At 45.7% G+C, this 18,077-nt stretch carries 15 protein-coding genes and 1 pseudogene; all 16 read right to left on the reverse strand.

The window, feature by feature from the left end; all coding sequences use genetic code 11:
- Nucleotides 1-69 precede the first annotated feature (69 nt).
- Nucleotides 70-498: a CoA-binding protein gene (locus tag HMPREF2926_RS04310; protein WP_070586593.1), complete on the reverse strand. Its 429-nt coding sequence runs from the start codon at nucleotides 496-498 to the stop codon at nucleotides 70-72.
- Between the two features lie 134 nt (nucleotides 499-632).
- Complete coding sequence (gene polA, locus HMPREF2926_RS04315) at nucleotides 633-3,278, reverse strand: DNA polymerase I (RefSeq protein WP_070586594.1); 2,646 nt, start codon at nucleotides 3,276-3,278, stop codon at nucleotides 633-635.
- A 257-nt stretch (nucleotides 3,279-3,535) separates the two neighbouring features.
- On the reverse strand, nucleotides 3,536-4,999 hold the full coding sequence (locus HMPREF2926_RS04320) for an alpha-L-fucosidase (RefSeq protein WP_070586595.1): 1,464 nt from the start codon (nucleotides 4,997-4,999) through the stop codon (nucleotides 3,536-3,538).
- 141 nt (nucleotides 5,000-5,140) lie between these two features.
- Nucleotides 5,141-5,917 carry a tryptophan synthase subunit alpha gene (gene trpA / locus HMPREF2926_RS04325; protein ID WP_070586596.1) on the reverse strand — a complete coding sequence of 259 codons (777 nt, stop codon included), beginning with the start codon at nucleotides 5,915-5,917 and terminating at the stop codon, nucleotides 5,141-5,143.
- The gene (gene trpB, locus HMPREF2926_RS04330; protein WP_070586597.1) at nucleotides 5,902-7,122 is read right to left on the reverse strand and encodes a tryptophan synthase subunit beta; all 1,221 of its coding nucleotides are present in this window, start codon (nucleotides 7,120-7,122) and stop codon (nucleotides 5,902-5,904) included. The genes trpA and trpB overlap by 16 nt, the downstream gene beginning before the upstream one ends.
- Nucleotides 7,112-7,699 carry a phosphoribosylanthranilate isomerase gene (locus HMPREF2926_RS04335; RefSeq protein WP_049487560.1) on the reverse strand — a complete coding sequence of 196 codons (588 nt, stop codon included), beginning with the start codon at nucleotides 7,697-7,699 and terminating at the stop codon, nucleotides 7,112-7,114. The genes trpB and HMPREF2926_RS04335 overlap by 11 nt, the downstream gene beginning before the upstream one ends.
- The gene (trpC, locus tag HMPREF2926_RS04340) at nucleotides 7,686-8,453 is read right to left on the reverse strand and encodes an indole-3-glycerol phosphate synthase TrpC (RefSeq protein ID WP_070586598.1); all 768 of its coding nucleotides are present in this window, start codon (nucleotides 8,451-8,453) and stop codon (nucleotides 7,686-7,688) included. Before trpC ends, HMPREF2926_RS04335 begins: the two co-directional genes overlap by 14 nt.
- Entirely contained in the window at nucleotides 8,450-9,454 is a 1,005-nt protein-coding gene (gene trpD / locus HMPREF2926_RS11295) for an anthranilate phosphoribosyltransferase (protein WP_049472517.1), read from the reverse strand. The genes trpC and trpD overlap by 4 nt, the downstream gene beginning before the upstream one ends.
- Nucleotides 9,455-9,463: 9 nt before the next feature.
- Nucleotides 9,464-10,024: pseudogene (locus tag HMPREF2926_RS11300) on the reverse strand (aminodeoxychorismate/anthranilate synthase component II); the annotation flags it as partial.
- On the reverse strand, nucleotides 10,021-11,379 hold the full coding sequence (trpE, locus tag HMPREF2926_RS04350) for an anthranilate synthase component I (RefSeq protein WP_070586599.1): 1,359 nt from the start codon (nucleotides 11,377-11,379) through the stop codon (nucleotides 10,021-10,023). The pseudogene HMPREF2926_RS11300 and the gene trpE, both read right to left, overlap by 4 nt.
- 575 nt (nucleotides 11,380-11,954) lie before the next feature.
- Nucleotides 11,955-12,317, reverse strand: a complete 363-nt coding sequence (locus HMPREF2926_RS04355; protein WP_049492220.1) for a DUF1304 domain-containing protein — start codon at nucleotides 12,315-12,317, stop codon at nucleotides 11,955-11,957.
- A 15-nt stretch (nucleotides 12,318-12,332) separates the two neighbouring features.
- Nucleotides 12,333-12,761, reverse strand: a complete 429-nt coding sequence (locus HMPREF2926_RS04360) for a MarR family winged helix-turn-helix transcriptional regulator (RefSeq protein ID WP_070586600.1) — start codon at nucleotides 12,759-12,761, stop codon at nucleotides 12,333-12,335.
- A 268-nt stretch (nucleotides 12,762-13,029) separates the two neighbouring features.
- The gene (locus tag HMPREF2926_RS04365; RefSeq protein WP_070586601.1) at nucleotides 13,030-13,659 is read right to left on the reverse strand and encodes an HAD-IA family hydrolase; all 630 of its coding nucleotides are present in this window, start codon (nucleotides 13,657-13,659) and stop codon (nucleotides 13,030-13,032) included.
- Nucleotides 13,656-14,933, reverse strand: a complete 1,278-nt coding sequence (locus tag HMPREF2926_RS04370; protein WP_070586602.1) for an MATE family efflux transporter — start codon at nucleotides 14,931-14,933, stop codon at nucleotides 13,656-13,658. The genes HMPREF2926_RS04365 and HMPREF2926_RS04370 overlap by 4 nt, the downstream gene beginning before the upstream one ends.
- A gap of 50 nt (nucleotides 14,934-14,983) precedes the next feature.
- Nucleotides 14,984-16,468, reverse strand: a complete 1,485-nt coding sequence (gene thrC / locus HMPREF2926_RS04375) for a threonine synthase (RefSeq protein ID WP_070586603.1) — start codon at nucleotides 16,466-16,468, stop codon at nucleotides 14,984-14,986.
- A gap of 180 nt (nucleotides 16,469-16,648) precedes the next feature.
- Nucleotides 16,649-17,932, reverse strand: a complete 1,284-nt coding sequence (gene hisS, locus HMPREF2926_RS04380; protein WP_070586643.1) for a histidine--tRNA ligase — start codon at nucleotides 17,930-17,932, stop codon at nucleotides 16,649-16,651.
- Nucleotides 17,933-18,077 lie beyond the last annotated feature (145 nt).

The raw sequence follows: 18,077 nt of genomic DNA on the forward strand, positions 1-18,077 counted from the left end.
GAATTACCGATTTCTGTCCCACTCTCTTCTATGTCAATTGTTTATCATTTATAAATACAGGGAGTCTCCTCAGATCAGTCGGGTGTGTTCTCGTTTGATACAGCGGTTCATGACGATATCTTCTCGACCTGCTCCTCGAAGAATTTCTTCTGCTTCTTGATTTTCCAGTCCCAATTGTGCCCAGAAAATTTTCGCATCCGTCTCAATAAAATCACGCGCCACATCTGGCAAAAACTCACTGCGACGATATACATCAACGATATCTACTGGGAAAGGAATCTCCTGTAAGCTAGCATACACCGTTTCTCCAAGGATCTGGCCACCAGCTGCACGGGGGTTGACGGGAATGATCCGATAGCCCCGCTCTTGCATCTCCTTGCTGACACGATGACTGGTCGTGTCTTCACGATCAGATAATCCAACTACAGCGATGATCTTGCTGGTTTCTAGGTAATGTTTGATAATGCCATCACTAGGGTTGCGAAATGAATAAGCCATAAGAATCTCCTTTTGTATGCGTTTCCTTTCTTTAAATAGTATAACAATCCGGAGGGCATTGCAAGTGTTTGTCGTTAAAAGCGGTAGGAAACTGAAAAGTCTCCTACCGCTTTCTGTTTTGAACAAACTCAATTTTATTTGGCCTCATACCATGTTTTGCCTTCATTTTCATCGGCTTCCAGTGGTACTGCAAGTTCGATAGCAGATTCCATGGTCTTTTTGACGAGCTCTTTGATCGCTGCCAGTTCCTCACTTGGTACTTGCAGAACGATTTCATCGTGGACCTGAAGGAGCATCTTGGTCTTGTATGCTCCTCTTTCTAGCGCTTGGTCCAAGTGGATCATGGCAATTTTCAAGATATCGGCTGCCGATCCTTGGATCGGTGAGTTGATAGCCGTCCGCTCCGCAAAGCCTCGAACATTGAAGTTGCGAGAATTGATATCTGGAATCTCCCGACGACGCTTGAAGAGGGTCTCGACGTAGCCTTTGTCACGCGCTTCCCGCACCACTCTCTCCATATAGTCCTTGATCCCAGGGTAGCGTTCGAAGTAAGTCTCAATGTAGGCCTTGGCTTCTTTTCGACTGATCCCTAGGTTGTTAGACAGTCCAAAGTCGGAAATTCCATAAACCACACCGAAGTTCACTGCTTTGGCATTCCGCCGGTCGTTCGGCGTCACATCTTCTGGTTTTTCAATATTGAAAACTCGCATAGCGGTCGATGTATGGATATCTGCCCCATGCTGAAAGGCGTCAATCAAATGCTCATCTCCCGAAATATGGGCCAAGACGCGCAATTCGATCTGTGAATAGTCCGAACTCAGCAAGACACTGTTTTCCTCTTCTGGGACAAAGGCCTTGCGGATGAGACGACCTTGTTCCAAACGGACAGGAATATTTTGCAGGTTGGGATCCACGCTGGACAAACGGCCTGTCTGCGTCAAATCCTGTACATAGCGGGTATGGATCTTCCCATCTTCCAAAATCCAATCTTGAAGACCGATGACATAGGTCGACTGGATCTTAGCAATTTGGCGGTATTCAAGAATCTTAGACACGATCGGTGCGATAGGAGCTAGGCGTTCCAAGACATCAACGGCTGTGGAATAGCCGGTTTTGGTCTTCTTAGTATATTCAAGAGGGAGTCCCAAGTTTTCAAAGAGAATAACCCCCAATTGTTTTGGAGAATTGATGTTGAACTCTTCTCCTGCCAGCTCGTAAATTTCTTGAGTCAAGCGTTCCAAGACCACTTCGTTTTCCACCTGCATGTCTTCTAGGGTCTGACGCTCTACCTTGATCCCCGCGATTTCCATCTTGGCCAAAACAGCTGCTAGCGGTTGCTCCATATCATAGAGCAAATCTAGTTGGCCATGGGCCTGCAACTGCTCTACCATGGGCTCTTCCGTGTCTAGTAAAACAGCGACTTTCCGTGCCAAATGCTCTAATAGGACCGCCTTTTCTGGGATAGCTTTTTTGGCTCCCTTGCCATAAACGACTTCGTCCAGCGGCAGCGCAATCTGACTATAGAGACTCGCAATGGTTGAAATCTCATTGTCCTCTACGGTCGACAAGAGATACTTGGCCAATCGACTGTCAAAAGCGGGATTTTGAAGGGTAATGCCCAAGTGGCTGAGCAAGACCTTGGCCCGCTTGAAGTCATAGACCTTGAGGGGCGTTTTTTCGAGAAATTCTTTGAAAATCGGTGTTTGTAAAAGACCAGTATCTGTACTCGCGTAGAGCTGACCTTTGGTCCCCCATGCGAAACCGATGATGGGTTCCGTATGGTAATTGTCCCCAAAAATCTCAAAATGGAAGAAACTATCTTCCGTGAGCATATCTGAAGTGACCTGCTCGACTTCTGTATAGTCAATGGCTACAGGAGCTGCTTCTTCTCCACTGAGATCCAAGGCCTGACGGAGTTGCTTGAAGCCCATCTCCTCATAAAACTTGGCGAGATTTTCTAGATGAGGGCCCGTATAGGTGATATCGTCCAGGCCAATTTCAATAGGCGCATTGGTATCGATGGTCGCAAGAGTCTTGGATAGGTAGGCCTGCTCCTTGTCGTTGATGAGGTTTTCCTTCATCTTAGAAGCCTTCATCTCATCGATATGCTCGTAAATACCATCGAGAGACCCGTACTCTAGGAGTAGTTTGATCCCTGTCTTTTCTCCGATCTTAGTAACACCTGGAATATTATCTGACTTATCTCCCATCAAGGCCTTGAGGTCGATAAATTGCTCTGGTGTCAGTCCCATCTTTTCTTTCAGATAGGCTGGAGTGAATTCTTCAAACTCCGCTACCCCTTTTTTGGAGATTTCAACCACCGTATTGTCATCCGTCAGCTGGATCAAATCCTTGTCCCCAGAGACAATGGTCACATCAAATGGCACCGAAGTAGTTTCTGCCATCTTATCTAGCGTTCCAATAATATCATCCGCTTCATACTGGGCCAGCTCATAATGGCGGATTCCCAAATGATCCAGTTGCTCACGAATGAAAGGAAACTGCTCGCGGAACTCATCTGGAGTTTTTGCACGGCCCCCTTTGTAGTCGGCATACATCTCCGTCCGAAAAGTCGTCTTTCCTGCATCAAAAGCAACGAGGACATGGGTTGGTTGGATGCGCTCCAAGAGATGACTCAACATGAGGTTAAAGCCATAGACCGCATTTGTATGCAGACCATTGGCATTTTTGAAGCGATCAATTTGATTATAGAGTGCGAAAAAGGCACGAAAAGCGACGGAAGACCCGTCGATGAGTAGTAATTTATTCTTTTTTTCCATAGGCCTATTATACCACGAATCACAAGGTCTCTGGTACATAAAAACTCTACCCTTTCGGGTAGAGCCTTCTTTAGGAGTTTCTTATGAAAAATGAAGAGAAGTGTTTATTCGCCGTAACAAGAACCTTTTTGTGGCAATTTCTTAAAGCGTTTTGGATAATTAACTGAGATTTTCATTTTCTGTACCTCATTTCTTATTGGATGAGTACAGTATACAAGAGAAACCTAAACGATTCCTTATAGAAAGCTTCAAGAAAACTAAAAGCTGAGGCGTAAAACACGCGGTTGTTTTTTGCTGCAAGCTGGTAACTGAAGATGGAGCCCTGTCTCATCTTGGCTCCAAGAAAGGGGCTGACTTTCTCCAAGGAGCTCTAGCTTTTTAATGCGCGCATGAAGAATTCTCGGTTGCTTGAGATCATAGGCGAGAGACGGCAAGGTCAACTCTTCCGTCCTTCCACTTGGTTCCAGCTGGATGGCATAAAGAAAGCCATCACGCATGGTATAGCGGAAATCTTGGCTAGTATAGAGTGGCGCTTGCCCATCTGAGAAGGAACCTTCCTGGGCCTCGGTCGGTCCGTCCGATGACACCCGCCAAGGCCGATTCTGATAAATGGCTTCTCCATTTACCGCCAGCCAGTCCCCGATCTCTGTGAGGATGTCTTGGTCTTGCTCAGGGATCGTGCCATCTGCCTTGGGTCCAATATTGAGCAGAAGATTGCCATTTTTGGCCACAACATCAACTAAATTTTGTAGCAATTCCTTACTGGTCTTGTAGGCTAGATCCTGGGTATAACACCAAGAATTACGGGCGATCGCGGTATCCATTTGCCACGGAAAGGCTTGCGTCTCTCCGTATCCTCCCCGCTCCATCTCGATGATTCCTGAACCGAAAGGGAGGGCATCCTGTTTGTAACAAACAGCCACCTTGCGATCCTCTTGTGCTGCTAGATTGTAATAATAAGCCAAAAAGCGCATCAAGTAGGGACGGAAACTCTCATGCTGGATCCACCAGTCAAAATAAAGGAGCTCTGGCTGGTAGTCCCGCACCAGTTCACAGGTTCGCAAAAGCCAATCTTCCAAGAATTCTTTGCTTGGATAAGGCTTGGATGTGAGATCAAAATGATCCTTGGGCTCTGGCTCTGCTGGCCAATAAAGGCTGTCTCTTGGGACTTCTTGCGGAATGTCACTAGTGAATTCCTTGCCATGTGAAAAGAAAAACTGGTGTTCTGCCCGGTGAGAGGACGTACAGAAGTGCAGGCCACGTTTTTCTGCTTCCTCCCTCAGCTCTCCTAAGACATCTCGTCTCGGCCCCATTTCTAAGCTATTATAAGGCGAGAGAGTAGAGGCATACATCTGAAAACCATCGTGGTGCTCCGCAACTGGAAAAAGATACTGGGCTCCCGCTTTTTGAAAGAGATCCAGCCAAGATGCCGGATCAAAGCGATCGGCTGTAAAAAGAGGAATGAGATCCTTATAGCCAAAGCTGGCCTGGTCTCCAAAATGCTCTCGATGATAGTCATAGCAAGGATTCCCTTGGATATACATATTTCGCGAATACCATTCCGAACCAAAGGCAGGTACACTGTAGACGCCCCAGTGGATAAATATTCCAAATTTGGCATCTCGATACCAATCTGGACAGACTTGATGGCTAAGAGAGTCCCAGCTTGGTTCAAAAGGACCTGACTGGACAACTTGATCAATCTCTTCAGGGCTTATCATTCTCTTCTCCTCTTTTCTTGTTACTACCTCTATTGTAACGAGAAAGCCTCGTTTGTAAAGACAAACGAGGGGAATGTTTAAAATAGTAGACAAAGAGCTTGATCTAGGAGAATCAAGCTGATGATGAATGGAATGAACCTTCTAGCCCTTCACTGCTTGAGAAATAAAACGAGCGATGGCGTCTGTCTCCCCTTGGTGGAGAGCTTTAACAATTTTGGACCCCACAATAACCCCATCTGAAACCTTGTTGAAACGGTGAACATCCTCCATGCTGGAAACTCCAAAACCTGTTAAAACAGGAATGGACGCTATTCCGTGTAATTGGGCCAAGTGATGGTCCAAGTCATCTCGATAGCTACCAGCTTTCCCCGTCACCCCATTGACAGCAACAGCATAGATAAATCCTTCTGCATCTTGGATCAATTTCTTTTGGCGCTCGATTCCTGTGGTTAGGCTCACTAGTGGCACCAAGGCGATGTCTTTATCCGCTAATAGAGGCTCTACCAAATTCGCATGCTCATGGGGGAGGTCCGGAATAATCACTCCTTTGACTGCTGTTCCTTCTACATCTCTAAAGAAGTTTTCGAGCCCATATTGGAACAAGGGGTTGAAATAGGTCATGATGACCAAAGGAACACTTGTCTCTAAGTGCTGGATCGTTTGCACCAGTTCCTCTGTCGTCGTCCCATGGGCTAAGCTTCGTAGTCCCGCCTCTTCAATCACAGGGCCATCTGCCACCGGATCCGAAAAAGGAATGCCAACCTCAATAGCTGAGACACCAAGCCCCTCTAAAAATTGGATGGTTTCCTGCAAACCTGCCAAGCCTTTTTCATGATCTCCTGCCATAATATAAGGAACAAAAATCCCTTGCTGCTGGTCTTTCAGCTTTTGTAAATGCTCTGTTAAGGTCTTTCCCATCTTACTCTCCTCTCTTGTTCTAGGCGGTCTTTGACTTGTACCACATCTTTATCCCCACGACCTGATAAGCAAACGATCATAGATTTTTCAGGCCCCATCTCCTTAGCCAACTTCACCGCATAGGCGATAGCATGGCTCGATTCCAGAGCTGGAATGATTCCTTCTACTTTTGAAAGCAATTGAAAGGCTTCTAGGGCTTCTCGGTCTGTCACAGGCACATAGGTTGCCCGCTTGATGTCATGGAAATAAGAATGCTCTGGCCCAATCCCAGGATAATCGAGACCTGCCGAAATCGAGAAGGCTTCTAAAATCTGTCCATGGGCATCCTGTAAAACATCCATCAAGGCGCCGTGAAGGACTCCCGGACGTCCCTTGGTCAAGGTTGCTGCATGCTGGTCTGTATCTACCCCAAGGCCAGCAGCTTCCGCCCCATACATGGCAACAGAGGCATCCTCAACAAAAGGATAAAAGAGCCCAATGGCGTTCGATCCGCCTCCTACACAGGCTAAGACTGCATCTGGTAGCGCACCATCATTTTGCTCTGCAAATTGGCGTTTGGCTTCTCGACCGATGACACTTTGAAAATCACGGACAATCTCTGGGAATGGATGAGGCCCTAGAGCAGACCCCATGATATAGTGGGTATCCTCCACATTTGCTACCCAGGCTCTAAGGGCAGCATTGACCGCATCCTTGAGAACCCGTGACCCATCTGTTACTGATTGAACCTTGGCGCCCAACAATTCCATCCGAAAGACATTGAGGGCTTGGCGTTTGACATCTTCTTCCCCCATGTAGATGGTACATTCCATATCAAATAAAGCAGCAGCTGTTGCTGTTGCAACACCGTGCTGTCCGGCCCCTGTTTCTGCGATGATCTTCTTTTTGCCCATCCGGTGTGCCAACAAAACCTGTCCTAGGGCATTATTAATTTTATGAGCCCCTGTGTGGTTGAGGTCTTCTCTTTTAAGAAAGATCTTGGCTCCACCAACATACTTGGTTAGATTCTTAGCGTAATAGAGCGGTGTTTCCCGACCGACATATTGTTTCAGAAGCTGATCCAATTCTGCTTGAAAAGAAGGATCTGCTTGACTTTCTCTATAGGCTTCTTCTAATTCTAAAACTGCTGTCATCAAGGTTTCAGGGACAAATCGTCCCCCGAACCGCCCGTAAAATCCGTTTTTATCTGGTTGTTTATATGCCATGCTTGACCCTTTCTATAAATCGTTTTATCTTTTCTTGATCTTTTATTCCATTTGTCTCGACCCCACTGGATACATCCACCGCATAAGGATGAAAGAAGCGAATAGCATCTGCTACATTATCTACTGTCAAGCCCCCTGCAATAAAGAAGGGCTTTGTGAAATTTTGGGTTTCGAGTTCTTGCCAGTTAAAGGTCTGCCCACTTCCTGCTACAGGAGCATCAAAGAGCAGATAATCAGCACCAGTCTCAGGAAGAGTTGCGTCTTTCCCCACTTGAACAGCGCGAATCGTTTGTTGGGGAAGGTCTTGCAAGATGGTTTCATCCATCGGTCCATGCACCTGTATCAGGTCCAAGCCCACAACTTGGCAAGCTTGCTCCACTTCTTCTCTTTGTGGTGATACAAAAACACCGACTTTTTGAACTCCCTTTGGAATGCCTGTAGCCAACTGCCGAGCTTGCTCCAACGTGGCTTGCCGTTTGCTTGGTGCAAAGACAAAACCAATGTAATCTGCACCAGCTTCAATAGCGGTCTGGACAGCTTCTGGAGTGGACAATCCGCAAATTTTAACCTTTGTCAATCTGCAACTCCTTTACTTTTTCAGCCACATTGTCTGCCTTCATGAGAGCTGTCCCAACGAGAATGCCATTAAAATAAGGAGCCAGCATGCGCGCGTCTGCTGCTGTGAAAATAGCAGACTCAGAGACGTAAACCGGTTCTTGTTCAAAATTGGTCGCTAATTCCAGGCTAGTATGAAGATCAGTCTCAAAGGTCACCAAGTTGCGATTATTGACCCCGATGATCTGAGCCCCAATCCGGTGAGCGATCTCTAGTTCTGTCAGATTATGGGTCTCCACCAAGACCTCCAGGCCAAGATGGGTCGCAAACTCATAGAGCTCCTTCAGACGAGCCTCTGGTAAGGCTGCAACTATCAACAAGATCACGGTTGCCCCTGCGTTTCGCGCCCGAATCAGTTGCTTTTTATCCACAATGAAATCTTTGTTGAGGGTGGGAATACGCACTCGACTAGATATTTCCCGGAGATACTCGATATTACCCTTGAAAAACACTTGATCGGTCAAGACAGAAATCATCACGGCCCCATTTTCTTCGTAAGTCTTAGCCTGCGCGACGATATCCACATCGACATGAATATCTCCCAGACTCGGGCTTGCCTTTTTCACCTCTGCGATGATCTGAAGCTTTTCTGGATGACTCTTTAGGTAATCATACAGGCGGTAGGTCTCGCGCAAAGGTTGGAGTTTCTCTTCTTTCATCGCAGCCACTTCACGCGCCTTTTCCTTTAGAATCTTTGGCAAGAATTCTTGACTCATTTTTGATACTCCTGTAATAATCTCAATTTCTCAAGGGCAGCCCCACTGGCAATCACTTCACGTGCCAAGGCAATCCCCTTCTTGATAGAATCTACTTTGCCGTTGGCATAAAAACCAAGGCCAGCATTCAAGACCGTCACCTCTAAGAAGGGACTCGCTTCATTCTTCAAGACGCTGAGCAAAATTTCCGCATTGCGTTTGGCGTCACCACCTCGTACTTGATCAATTTCAATGCGCTCCATTCCTATATCTTCTGGTTGAAAACTGGATAAAGTAACCTGTCCATCTTCCAGAATAGCGAGCTGGGTTTCTCCATCAAGGCCTGCCTCGTCCAAACCTTGTGGACCACTCACCACCACTGCGCGTTTCCTTCCCAAATTCTTTAGAATCTCCGCCGTACTTTCCAGCATATCTGGACGACTGGTTCCCAATAGCTGGGTTTCTAGAGGAATCGGATTGATAAGAGGACCGGTTAAGTTCATCACCGTTGGAACCCCTAGCGCCAAGCGAGCGGGCATAATATAGCGCATGCCAGGATGCAGATTTTTGGCAAATAGGAAGACAATTCCCGCCTTTTCAAACACTCGTCCCAAGTCTTCTGGACCCAAATCAAGGTTAATTCCTAGAGCTTCTAGTACATCCGCAGAACCGGATTTAGAAGAGATCGAACGATTTCCGTGTTTCGCCATCTTGATGCCACCACCAGCAAGGACGAAGGCAGCTGTTGTTGAAATGTTGAAACTATAAGAACGATCGCCCCCAGTTCCACAATTGTCCATCGCTCCTTGAACTTCTGTAGGAATAGCGACTGCATAAGCCTGCATCACTTTTGCAATAGCCGTCCGCTCTTCAACCGTTTCTCCCTTCATTTTGAGACCTAGAAGAAGGGCCGTCACCTGGGCTTCTGAAGCACGACCAGCAACGACTTCCTCCATAGCAGCTTCTAACTCTGCACTGGTTAGATCCATTCCTTCCGCCACTTTTGCAAGCACTTGTTTCATCTTCCGCTCCTTGACTAGTTTGACAAAATTTTCGATGGTCTTGAGCCCATCTGGCGTCCCGATACTTTCTGGATGGTATTGAAAACCATAAATCGGTAAGCTGCGGTGTTGAATTCCCATAATGGCTTGATCATCCGTCGTCCGAGAGGTAATGACAAAATCCTCTGGCATGTCTTCAATCGTCAGCGAATGATAGCGCATGACTGGGACTTCTTTTGCGACACCCGCGTATAGCGGAGATGGAGCTTCTAGCTGGATCTGGCTTTGTTTGCCATGCATGACCTGTGGTGCCAATCCCAAGCGCCCTCCAAAAACTTCCGCAATCGCTTGATGCCCCAAGCAAATCCCCAAGATTGGTTTGATCCCCGCGAAATCTCGAATCATCTCCTCCATCTTGCCCGCATCCTTTGGCCAACCTGGACCTGGAGAAAAGACCAAGGCATCTGCTTCTTGGGCAACTTGGTACAAGTCCGGATCATCATTTCGAAGCACCTGGACCTCATCAAATTTTCCGATATACTGTGCTAAATTGTAGGTAAATGAATCGTAATTATCTACTAATAAAATCATCCTTCTTCTCCAATCCTTGTCATTGATTTTGCCTTATTGACGGTTTCTTGGTATTCATTTTCAGCGATCGAATCATAAACGATTCCTGCTCCGGCCTGCACATAAGCCTTCTTATTTTTGAGGATCATGGTTCGAATCGCAATAGCAAAATCGAGATCCCCCGTCACAGAGAGATAGCCAATAGCCCCCGCATAGACGCCTCGTTTTTCTTTTTCTGCTTCATAGATTCGCTTCATGGCTCGAATCTTGGGAGCACCCGAAACGGTCCCAGCTGGAAGAGTTGCCTTCAGAGCCTCAATGGAGGCTAGTCCAGGAAGTAGTTGCCCCTTGACCACACTGGTCAAGTGCATGACATAACGGAAGAATTCCACTTCCATATATTTGGTCACTTCAACTGACCCATTTTGAGCGATACGTCCAATATCGTTTCGCCCTAGATCCACCAACATTCGGTGTTCTGCGACTTCTTTGGGATCCCCTGTCAAATCAGCTGCCAATTGCCGATCAGACTCTTCATCGATCCCTCTTGGACGCGTGCCAGCAATGGGATTGGTTGTCACCACTCGATCCTTGACCGACACCAGACTTTCTGGACTAGCCCCGATAATTTGGTACTCCCCAAAATCATAAAAGTAGAGATAATTCGAAGGGTTGGTCACGCGCAAATTGCGGTAATAATCCAATGGTTTTCCTGAAAAATCAGCTGAAAAACGTTGACTGAGCACGCATTGGAACATATCCCCTTTTCGAATATAGTCCCGCGCTAGGGCCACCATTTCCTCAAACTCTTTTTGCTCCAAATGATTGTGGAAATGAAGTGCATGCAGATCCTTGTCCTGAAACTCTTCTTTTGCAGGTCTTGCCAACTGTGCTAATACTTGCTCCAAGCTCGACGCCTGCTCTGCTTCACTCCGTCCACTATAGAGGTTCTCTTCCACCACATAGACCTTTTCCTTTTTGTGATCAAAAATCACATAGCTCTCATATAAGAAAAAGTGGAGATCTGGGGTGCCGATCGTATCTTCAGGAATGGAGCCAATGTTCTCATAGAGGCCAATCAAGTCATAGCCGACAAATCCAATCGCCCCACCGTTAAAAGGAAGTTCTTCTGAAGTTTTCGTTTTGACCGTGATGCGATTCAAAAAGTCCAAAGGATCCTCTTCAACAATTTGATCATTGTAATAGAGGACGCCATGTTCAAACTTGACTTCACTGACTGGCCGATAGGCTACAATTGAAAAACGCGCATTCTCTTTTTCACGAGGGATTGACTCCAAGATCATTTTATGGGGCGCATCCAAACGCATATAAGCCAAAATTGGACTCAACACATCAGCAGATAAAACTTTTTTCATATCAGAAACCTCTCTTTTAGAACTCTTTTTCTAATGAATCGTAACGTCGCTTGCTAAGGCGATCAAGGATATCCCATCGCTCTGTTTGCGCTTTGGGATCTATGTGCCTAAGCGCGCTTCGCTTGCTAAGGCTATTAAGGTTATCCCATCGCTCTGTTTGCGCTTTGGGATCAATGTGCCTAAGCTCGCTTTGCTTGCTAAGGCACATAGAAAAGCCCTCACACAAAAACTGTGTGAGGGCGTAATGTCCGCGGTGCCACCTCTTTTATAGGGAAAAATAGCTGGTCTTTCCCTACATCTCTATCTCCTCTATCAAGGAGTTGCACGGTAAGGGGTGCCAACCGAATTCACATGGGTTAGAATTCATTGATCATAACAGTCCAATTTTCATCAGTCGCTATTGCTTGTTCACAATTCCCACAAGCTCCCTGAAAATAGCCGACTCATTACTTTTCTGTTGCTACCATTATAACCCTTTTTCTTAGAAAGTCAATAAAATTTTTAGTCTTTTTTTATACTTTTTTCTACACTTATTTAATAAAATCAGCTTAAAGAGCCCTAGTGGCCCGTCCTTTTTATCCTAAAAAGAGAATACTCAACAAAGCCAAAATTGCAGGACCACCTTGGGTCAAGATAATCTTTTTATTGGCTGTCATCGCACCGTAGGTAGCAGCTCCAATAATAAAGAGAACAAAAATTGTAACAACTTCACTATTTTTAGAGACAAACAATCCATACAAGAGGAAGGCACCAATCAAGGCATTGTATATTCCTTGATTCTTAAATAAAGAGGTCACAGATGGGCGAGCGAGTTCTTCTTTATCCATGTTGAAAACCCGACTTGTGGTATCAGATGTGGTTCTGATGCTCTCCAAATAAAAAATATATAGATGCTCCAGTGCAGCAAGACTTGCTAAAATAATCGTCAGTAATGACATCGTAGATTCTCCTTTTTATTCGACTGTTATTTGTTCAATGCCAGATACTAATTTGCCCAGCAGGTAAGAAAATTGCTCTTGTTCTTGAGTGGTCAAAATCCGACTCATCTGTTCTTTCACCGCCACATGATGGCGAGGGGGATGTTTGACCAAACGATTATAGGCCGTATCCGTCAAATGAATTAAGATTTCCCGCTGGTTCTTTGGATTTCGACTCCGATGGACAAATCCTTCCTTTTCTAAAATTTTGAAATGCCGCGTTAAAGCAGCTGGATCAATCCGCAAGCGCTCCTGAACCGCGATCTGATTGCAAGGCGCTTGTTCTAACAAATCCTGCAAGATTTGGTAACGCGTTAAGCTAATCCCTAGGCGCTTTTCAAAAAGTTGCGTAGTTGATTGATCTGCCAAACGTAGTTGGTAGAGCAAATCATTTATTTCTGCCATATTCCTTCTCCGTATTATTTTTGATAAATCAATAATTGATAAGTCAATTATAAACTTTTTCTTCTATCCTGGCAAGAAAAAGAGCTTGCACTATTCTTTCGCACAAAAAAAGCCGCCTGATTGGGCGACTCTTAGGGAGATTATTATGAAAAAGAAAAGTTTTAGGATTTTTCTAAACAAAGTTAGGAGGTCTTTGTTTATGGTTCTATTATAGCGGACATTTCTTAAAGAAAGCTTACGACTTTATTTCAAAATGAAAACAAATTCTTTACAGATTCTTTTCAGCGTTTAAAATACCTGGAATATCTAGTAAGGTGTTCATCTGATGATTGCCTTGATAGTCAGACGTCAAGAAATTGATACTCTGAATCTGGCTATTTCTTGCAAAGTCAATATCCAGGCTCCGATCCCCAATATAGTAGGTCTTTCCTGGCTCCAACCCGTACTTCTCCATCAGATACATAGCAGCTTCTGGGTCAGGCTTGCGGGCAAAACCACTTTGACTGGTCAAAATCTCTGTAAAAAAAGATTCCAAACCCAAATCCCGTAGGATGACAAAGGCATTTTCTCCCTTATGGGTATAGACAAACTGCTCAATTCCAGCTTCTTGTCCCCAGGATAGGACATCACGCGCTCCCTCCATCAGAAGGACCTGGGCATTTTTCTCTGCTAGACTTTCTGCTCGGCGATGATTTAAGTCCATCACATCCAGTTGATACTCTGCTGCCACCGCTACTAAAAGATCTTGAACCGAATGCTTCAAGATATAGTCTTTAATGCTGGATCGGTCAAACTGAAGCTGATAAGATGCATAGGTCTCCTCAAGACCCGCCAGAATAGCATCATAGGAATCCAGTAAGGTCCCATCCAAATCCCAAATAAAAGCTCGTTTTGTCATGTTCTCTCTCCTACTTTTCGTCTATAAAGTTGACTCAAAAACAGCCAACGGAAACCATTGTCCAGCAGCGTCCCCGTCCAGACACCTGGAAGACCCAAGCCAAGGGTTACTCCAAGCAGATAACCGGCTCCAATTCGAATGACCCACATGCCAATGGTCGTTGCATAAAATGGAAGTTTCCCATTTCCTAAGCCTTGCCAAACAGCAGTATAGATGACTGTTCCTGCTGTAAAGGGTGTTCCTAACAAAGAAAAGAGGACAACCGATAGGCTAGCTTCTACCGCTTTCGCATCTTGTGTGTAGAGATGGGTCAGAAGGGTGCCCCCAAAAAAGATCCCCAGAGCAATGGGCAACATCAATACAAAGGACAGCCAGTAAGACTGCTTTCGAAGGCGGTCAATCTGCTCAAAATCCCCTTCACCGAGGCTTCGTGCTACGAGCATGACCGTCGCTGTGGCCACTCCAAACACCGGCATGTAGTTAAACTGGGTCAAGGTCTCTCCGATGGCATTTCCGGCGACTGCCTCAGTCCCAAAAGCAACCACGATCGCAATGATCACCACATCTCCAGCCCGCATCATCAGCCGTTCTCCGGCAGCTGGAAGCGCTAAGTTCAAGAGCTTACGATCCAATCCCCAACGAAGGGGGGCAAAGGGTAACTGGACTTTTTGCCACAAGAGGATGACCCCAACCAGACGGGCTAGCACAGTCCCCAAAGCTGCTCCGACAATGCCCCAACCAAAAAGGAAAATAGCCACAGAGGAGAATAAAGCATTCAAAACATTGGTCAACAAGCTGACATACATGGGAATACGTGGATTGTTGGCCACCCGAACCAAGGAGCCCAAGGTCGTCATCAATCCTAAGAGAACAATGGTCCCGCCGACCAAGGAAAGGTAAATCCCCCCACTTTCGGCGACTGCAGCTTCCGTTCCCAACAGCGAAATCATCTGGCGTCCAAACAACAGCGAAGCCCCTCCTAAGAGAGCACTCACCAACAAGGTCACCTTTAGGGACTCTGTCGCATGGTAGGCAATGTGGTCTTGATTTTTTTCACCCAAGCTTTTAGACATGACACTGGCAACTGCTGCACCCAGTGCCAAAAAGATGGCTTGATAGATGGTGATGATGTTTCCTGCGACGGAAACACCTGAAATGGCAACCAAGCCCAGGTGAGCCACTAAATAAGAGTCCACCATGCCCATCAGCATTTGTAAGAAATTTTCACCCATGGCAGGAAGGGCAATGTTTAAGATTTTTTTGTATGAATTCATGAGTATATAAAAGAGCCAAACGGCTCTTTTGATCTTTCTAATAGGGAGAATTACAGTCCCAAGTACTCTTCTACGGCTGCTTGCATGTCTTTAGCAGCTACGCTTGTACGATGGCGAACCGGCGCAGTTTCAAGACCGTCTACAGCCGGTGGCACAGGAACACCTGAGAGGGTGTGCAATTTGGCCAAGGCTTCGAAATCGCCTAGACCTGTCTCGCCCGTCACCGCTTCTACTGCCACAACTGGGAATTTATAAGGACTTGCTGTAGAGGCAATGACTGTTTTAGCAGCATCCCCTGTTTGGGCCCGGTATTTTTGATAAACGGCTGATGCTACAGCTGTATGAGGATCTTCGATGTAATCAGACGCTTCATAGACCCGCTTGATCTCTGCAGCAGTTTCTGCTTCATCTGCGTATGCAGCCGCAAACAAATCTAAGATATCTGCATCAAAGTCGGACAATTGGTATTGACCTGTTGCAACGAGGCTTTCCATCAACTCTTTGGTCTTTGTGGCATCATTGCCTACCAAGTGGAAGATCAAGCGTTCCAAGTTTGAAGAGACCAAGATATCCATCGATGGACTAGTGGTTACTTTGAAGCTGCGTTTCTTATCATAGACACGTGTTGTAAAGAAGTCTGTCAAGACATTGTTCTCGTTTGAGGCACAGATCAATTTCCCAACTGGAAGACCGATTTGTTTGGCATAGAAAGCTGCCAAGATATTTCCAAAGTTCCCTGTTGGAACGGTGAAGTTGACTTTTTCTCCAGCTGTGATTTGACCTGTCTTCACCAATTGCGCGTAGGCGTATACGTAATAAACAATTTGGGGCACCAAACGGCCGATATTCATGGAGTTGGCTGATGAGAATTGCATCTTGTTGGCTGCCAATTTTTCACGTAGTTCAACATCGTTGAACATATGTTTGACATTGGTTTGGGCATCGTCAAAGTTTCCATCGATCGCGATGACATGGGTATTGTCCCCAGTTTGAGTGGTCATTTGCAATTCTTGCACCTTGCTGACACCGTCTTTTGGATAAAAGACGATAATTTCAGTACCTGGAACATCGGCAAAACCTGCCATGGCAGCTTTACCAGTGTCCCCGGATGTCGCTGTCAAGATGACGATTTTATTTTCCAAACCGTGCTTTTTAGCTGCTGTTGTCATGAAGTAAGGCAAGATCGACAAAGCCATATCTTTAAAGGCTATGGTTGAACCGTGGAAAAGTTCCAAGTTGTATTGGCCATCTAGTTTGACAAGCGGAGCAATGGCTGGCGTATCAAACTTGCTGTCATAGGCATGAGAAATACAGTAGTCCAATTCTTCTGCCGTAAAGTCATCCAAAAAGGCTGATAAGACAAGCTTAGCCACTTCTTGGTAAGAAGCGTCTTTGAGGGTGTTAAAATCTAGCTCCACTTGAGGATAATAGACCGGAGTAAACAAGCCGCCATCTGTTGCCAAACCTTGAAGGATGGCTTGACTAGCTGTTACAGTATTTTTTTCGTCTCGTGTTGATTGGTAAACTAATGTCATGACTGTTTCATTCCTTTACTAGTAGTCTTCTCATTATATCATAAATGTCAGAAAATTTAACGGCTTTTCGCCAAATCTTGGCAAAGGTCGGCAAACAGAATCAAAATAAAAGAGAGCAGGAGCAACCATTTTGCCCCTACTCCCAGATAAATCTTGTCTCCCCTTGTCTTTCCCGTTCGATCAAGCCAATCCCAACTCTGCTAAAACAGATGGGAAGTCTTTCTTCAAGCTTTCAAGAGCTACCGTTACTTCTTGACGAGTTTGGTTGTTTTTCACAGTGACTTGACCACTTTCAACCTCACTGCTTCCTAAGGTAATCAAGGTTTTGGCCGCAAAGACATCTGCTGACTTAAATTGTGCCTTAAGCTTACGTCCAAGATAGTCACGTTCTGCCTTGAAACCTTGGACTCGAAGAGCTTGAACCAAGCTAAGCGCTGCTTCATTGGCCTCATCTCCTAGAACGGCAATATAAGCATCTAATCCTTTTTCGATCGGTAATTCAATGCCTTTCTTTTCAAGAACGAGAAGGATCCGTTCCACACCGATACCAAATCCAAAACCAGCTGTCGCAGGGCCACCGAAGTATTCCACCAAACCATCATAGCGACCACCCGCACAGACAGTTAATTCATTGCCTTCAATTTCTGTAATAAACTCAAAAATCGTGTGGTTGTAGTAATCCAAGCCACGCACCATATTGGTATCGATGACATAGGCTACCCCCAAGTCTTCCAACATCCGACGAACCGCATCAAAATGCGCTTGGCTTTCTTCATCTAGATAGTCTAGGATGGAAGGAGCCTGTTCAACCGCCACCTTGTCTTCTTTTTCTTTTGAATCCAAGACACGAAGCGGATTTTCTTCTAAACGACGTTGACTATCCTTAGACAATTGATCCTTCATTGGCAAGAGATAATCAATCAAGGCTTGACGATAAGCCTGACGACTGGCAGGGCTTCCCAAGGTGTTCAAGTGCAAGGTCACATTGTCAATCCCTAATTCTTTCAGGAATTGCGCTGCCATGGCAATGGTTTCGACATCCGTTGCAGGATTGCTTGATCCAAAGCATTCTACCCCAATTTGGTGGAATTGACGCAAACGACCTGCTTGAGGACGCTCGTAGCGGAACATTGGGCCTATGTAATAGAACTTACTTGGTTTTTGTACCTCAGGCGCAAAGAGTTTATTTTCTACATACGAGCGGACAACAGGAGCTGTTCCTTCTGGACGAAGCGTGATATGACGGTCTCCCTTGTCATAGAAATCATACATTTCTTTGGTAACGATATCCGTTGTATCCCCTACTGAACGGCTGATGACTTCATAATGTTCGAAGATCGGTGTGCGGATTTCATCATAATTGTATCGCGCAAAGACCTTGCGTGCAAAGCCTTCTACATATTGCCATTTCGCTGAATCGCCAGGAAGGATATCCTGGGTCCCTTTTGGTTTTTGTAATTTCATAGCCTTCATCCTTTGTCTTACTTTTGCCTCTATTTTACCACAAATTCGAAGAGAAATGGAGGCTGGACCGAATTTCCTTATTTCCTTCGTTCAACACGTTCAAAACCTCTTTCTCTTCTTGCCTTATCAGCCGAATTATGAGAAA

The organism is Streptococcus sp. HMSC078D09, from assembly GCF_001813675.1.
Lineage (GTDB): Bacteria > Bacillota > Bacilli > Lactobacillales > Streptococcaceae > Streptococcus.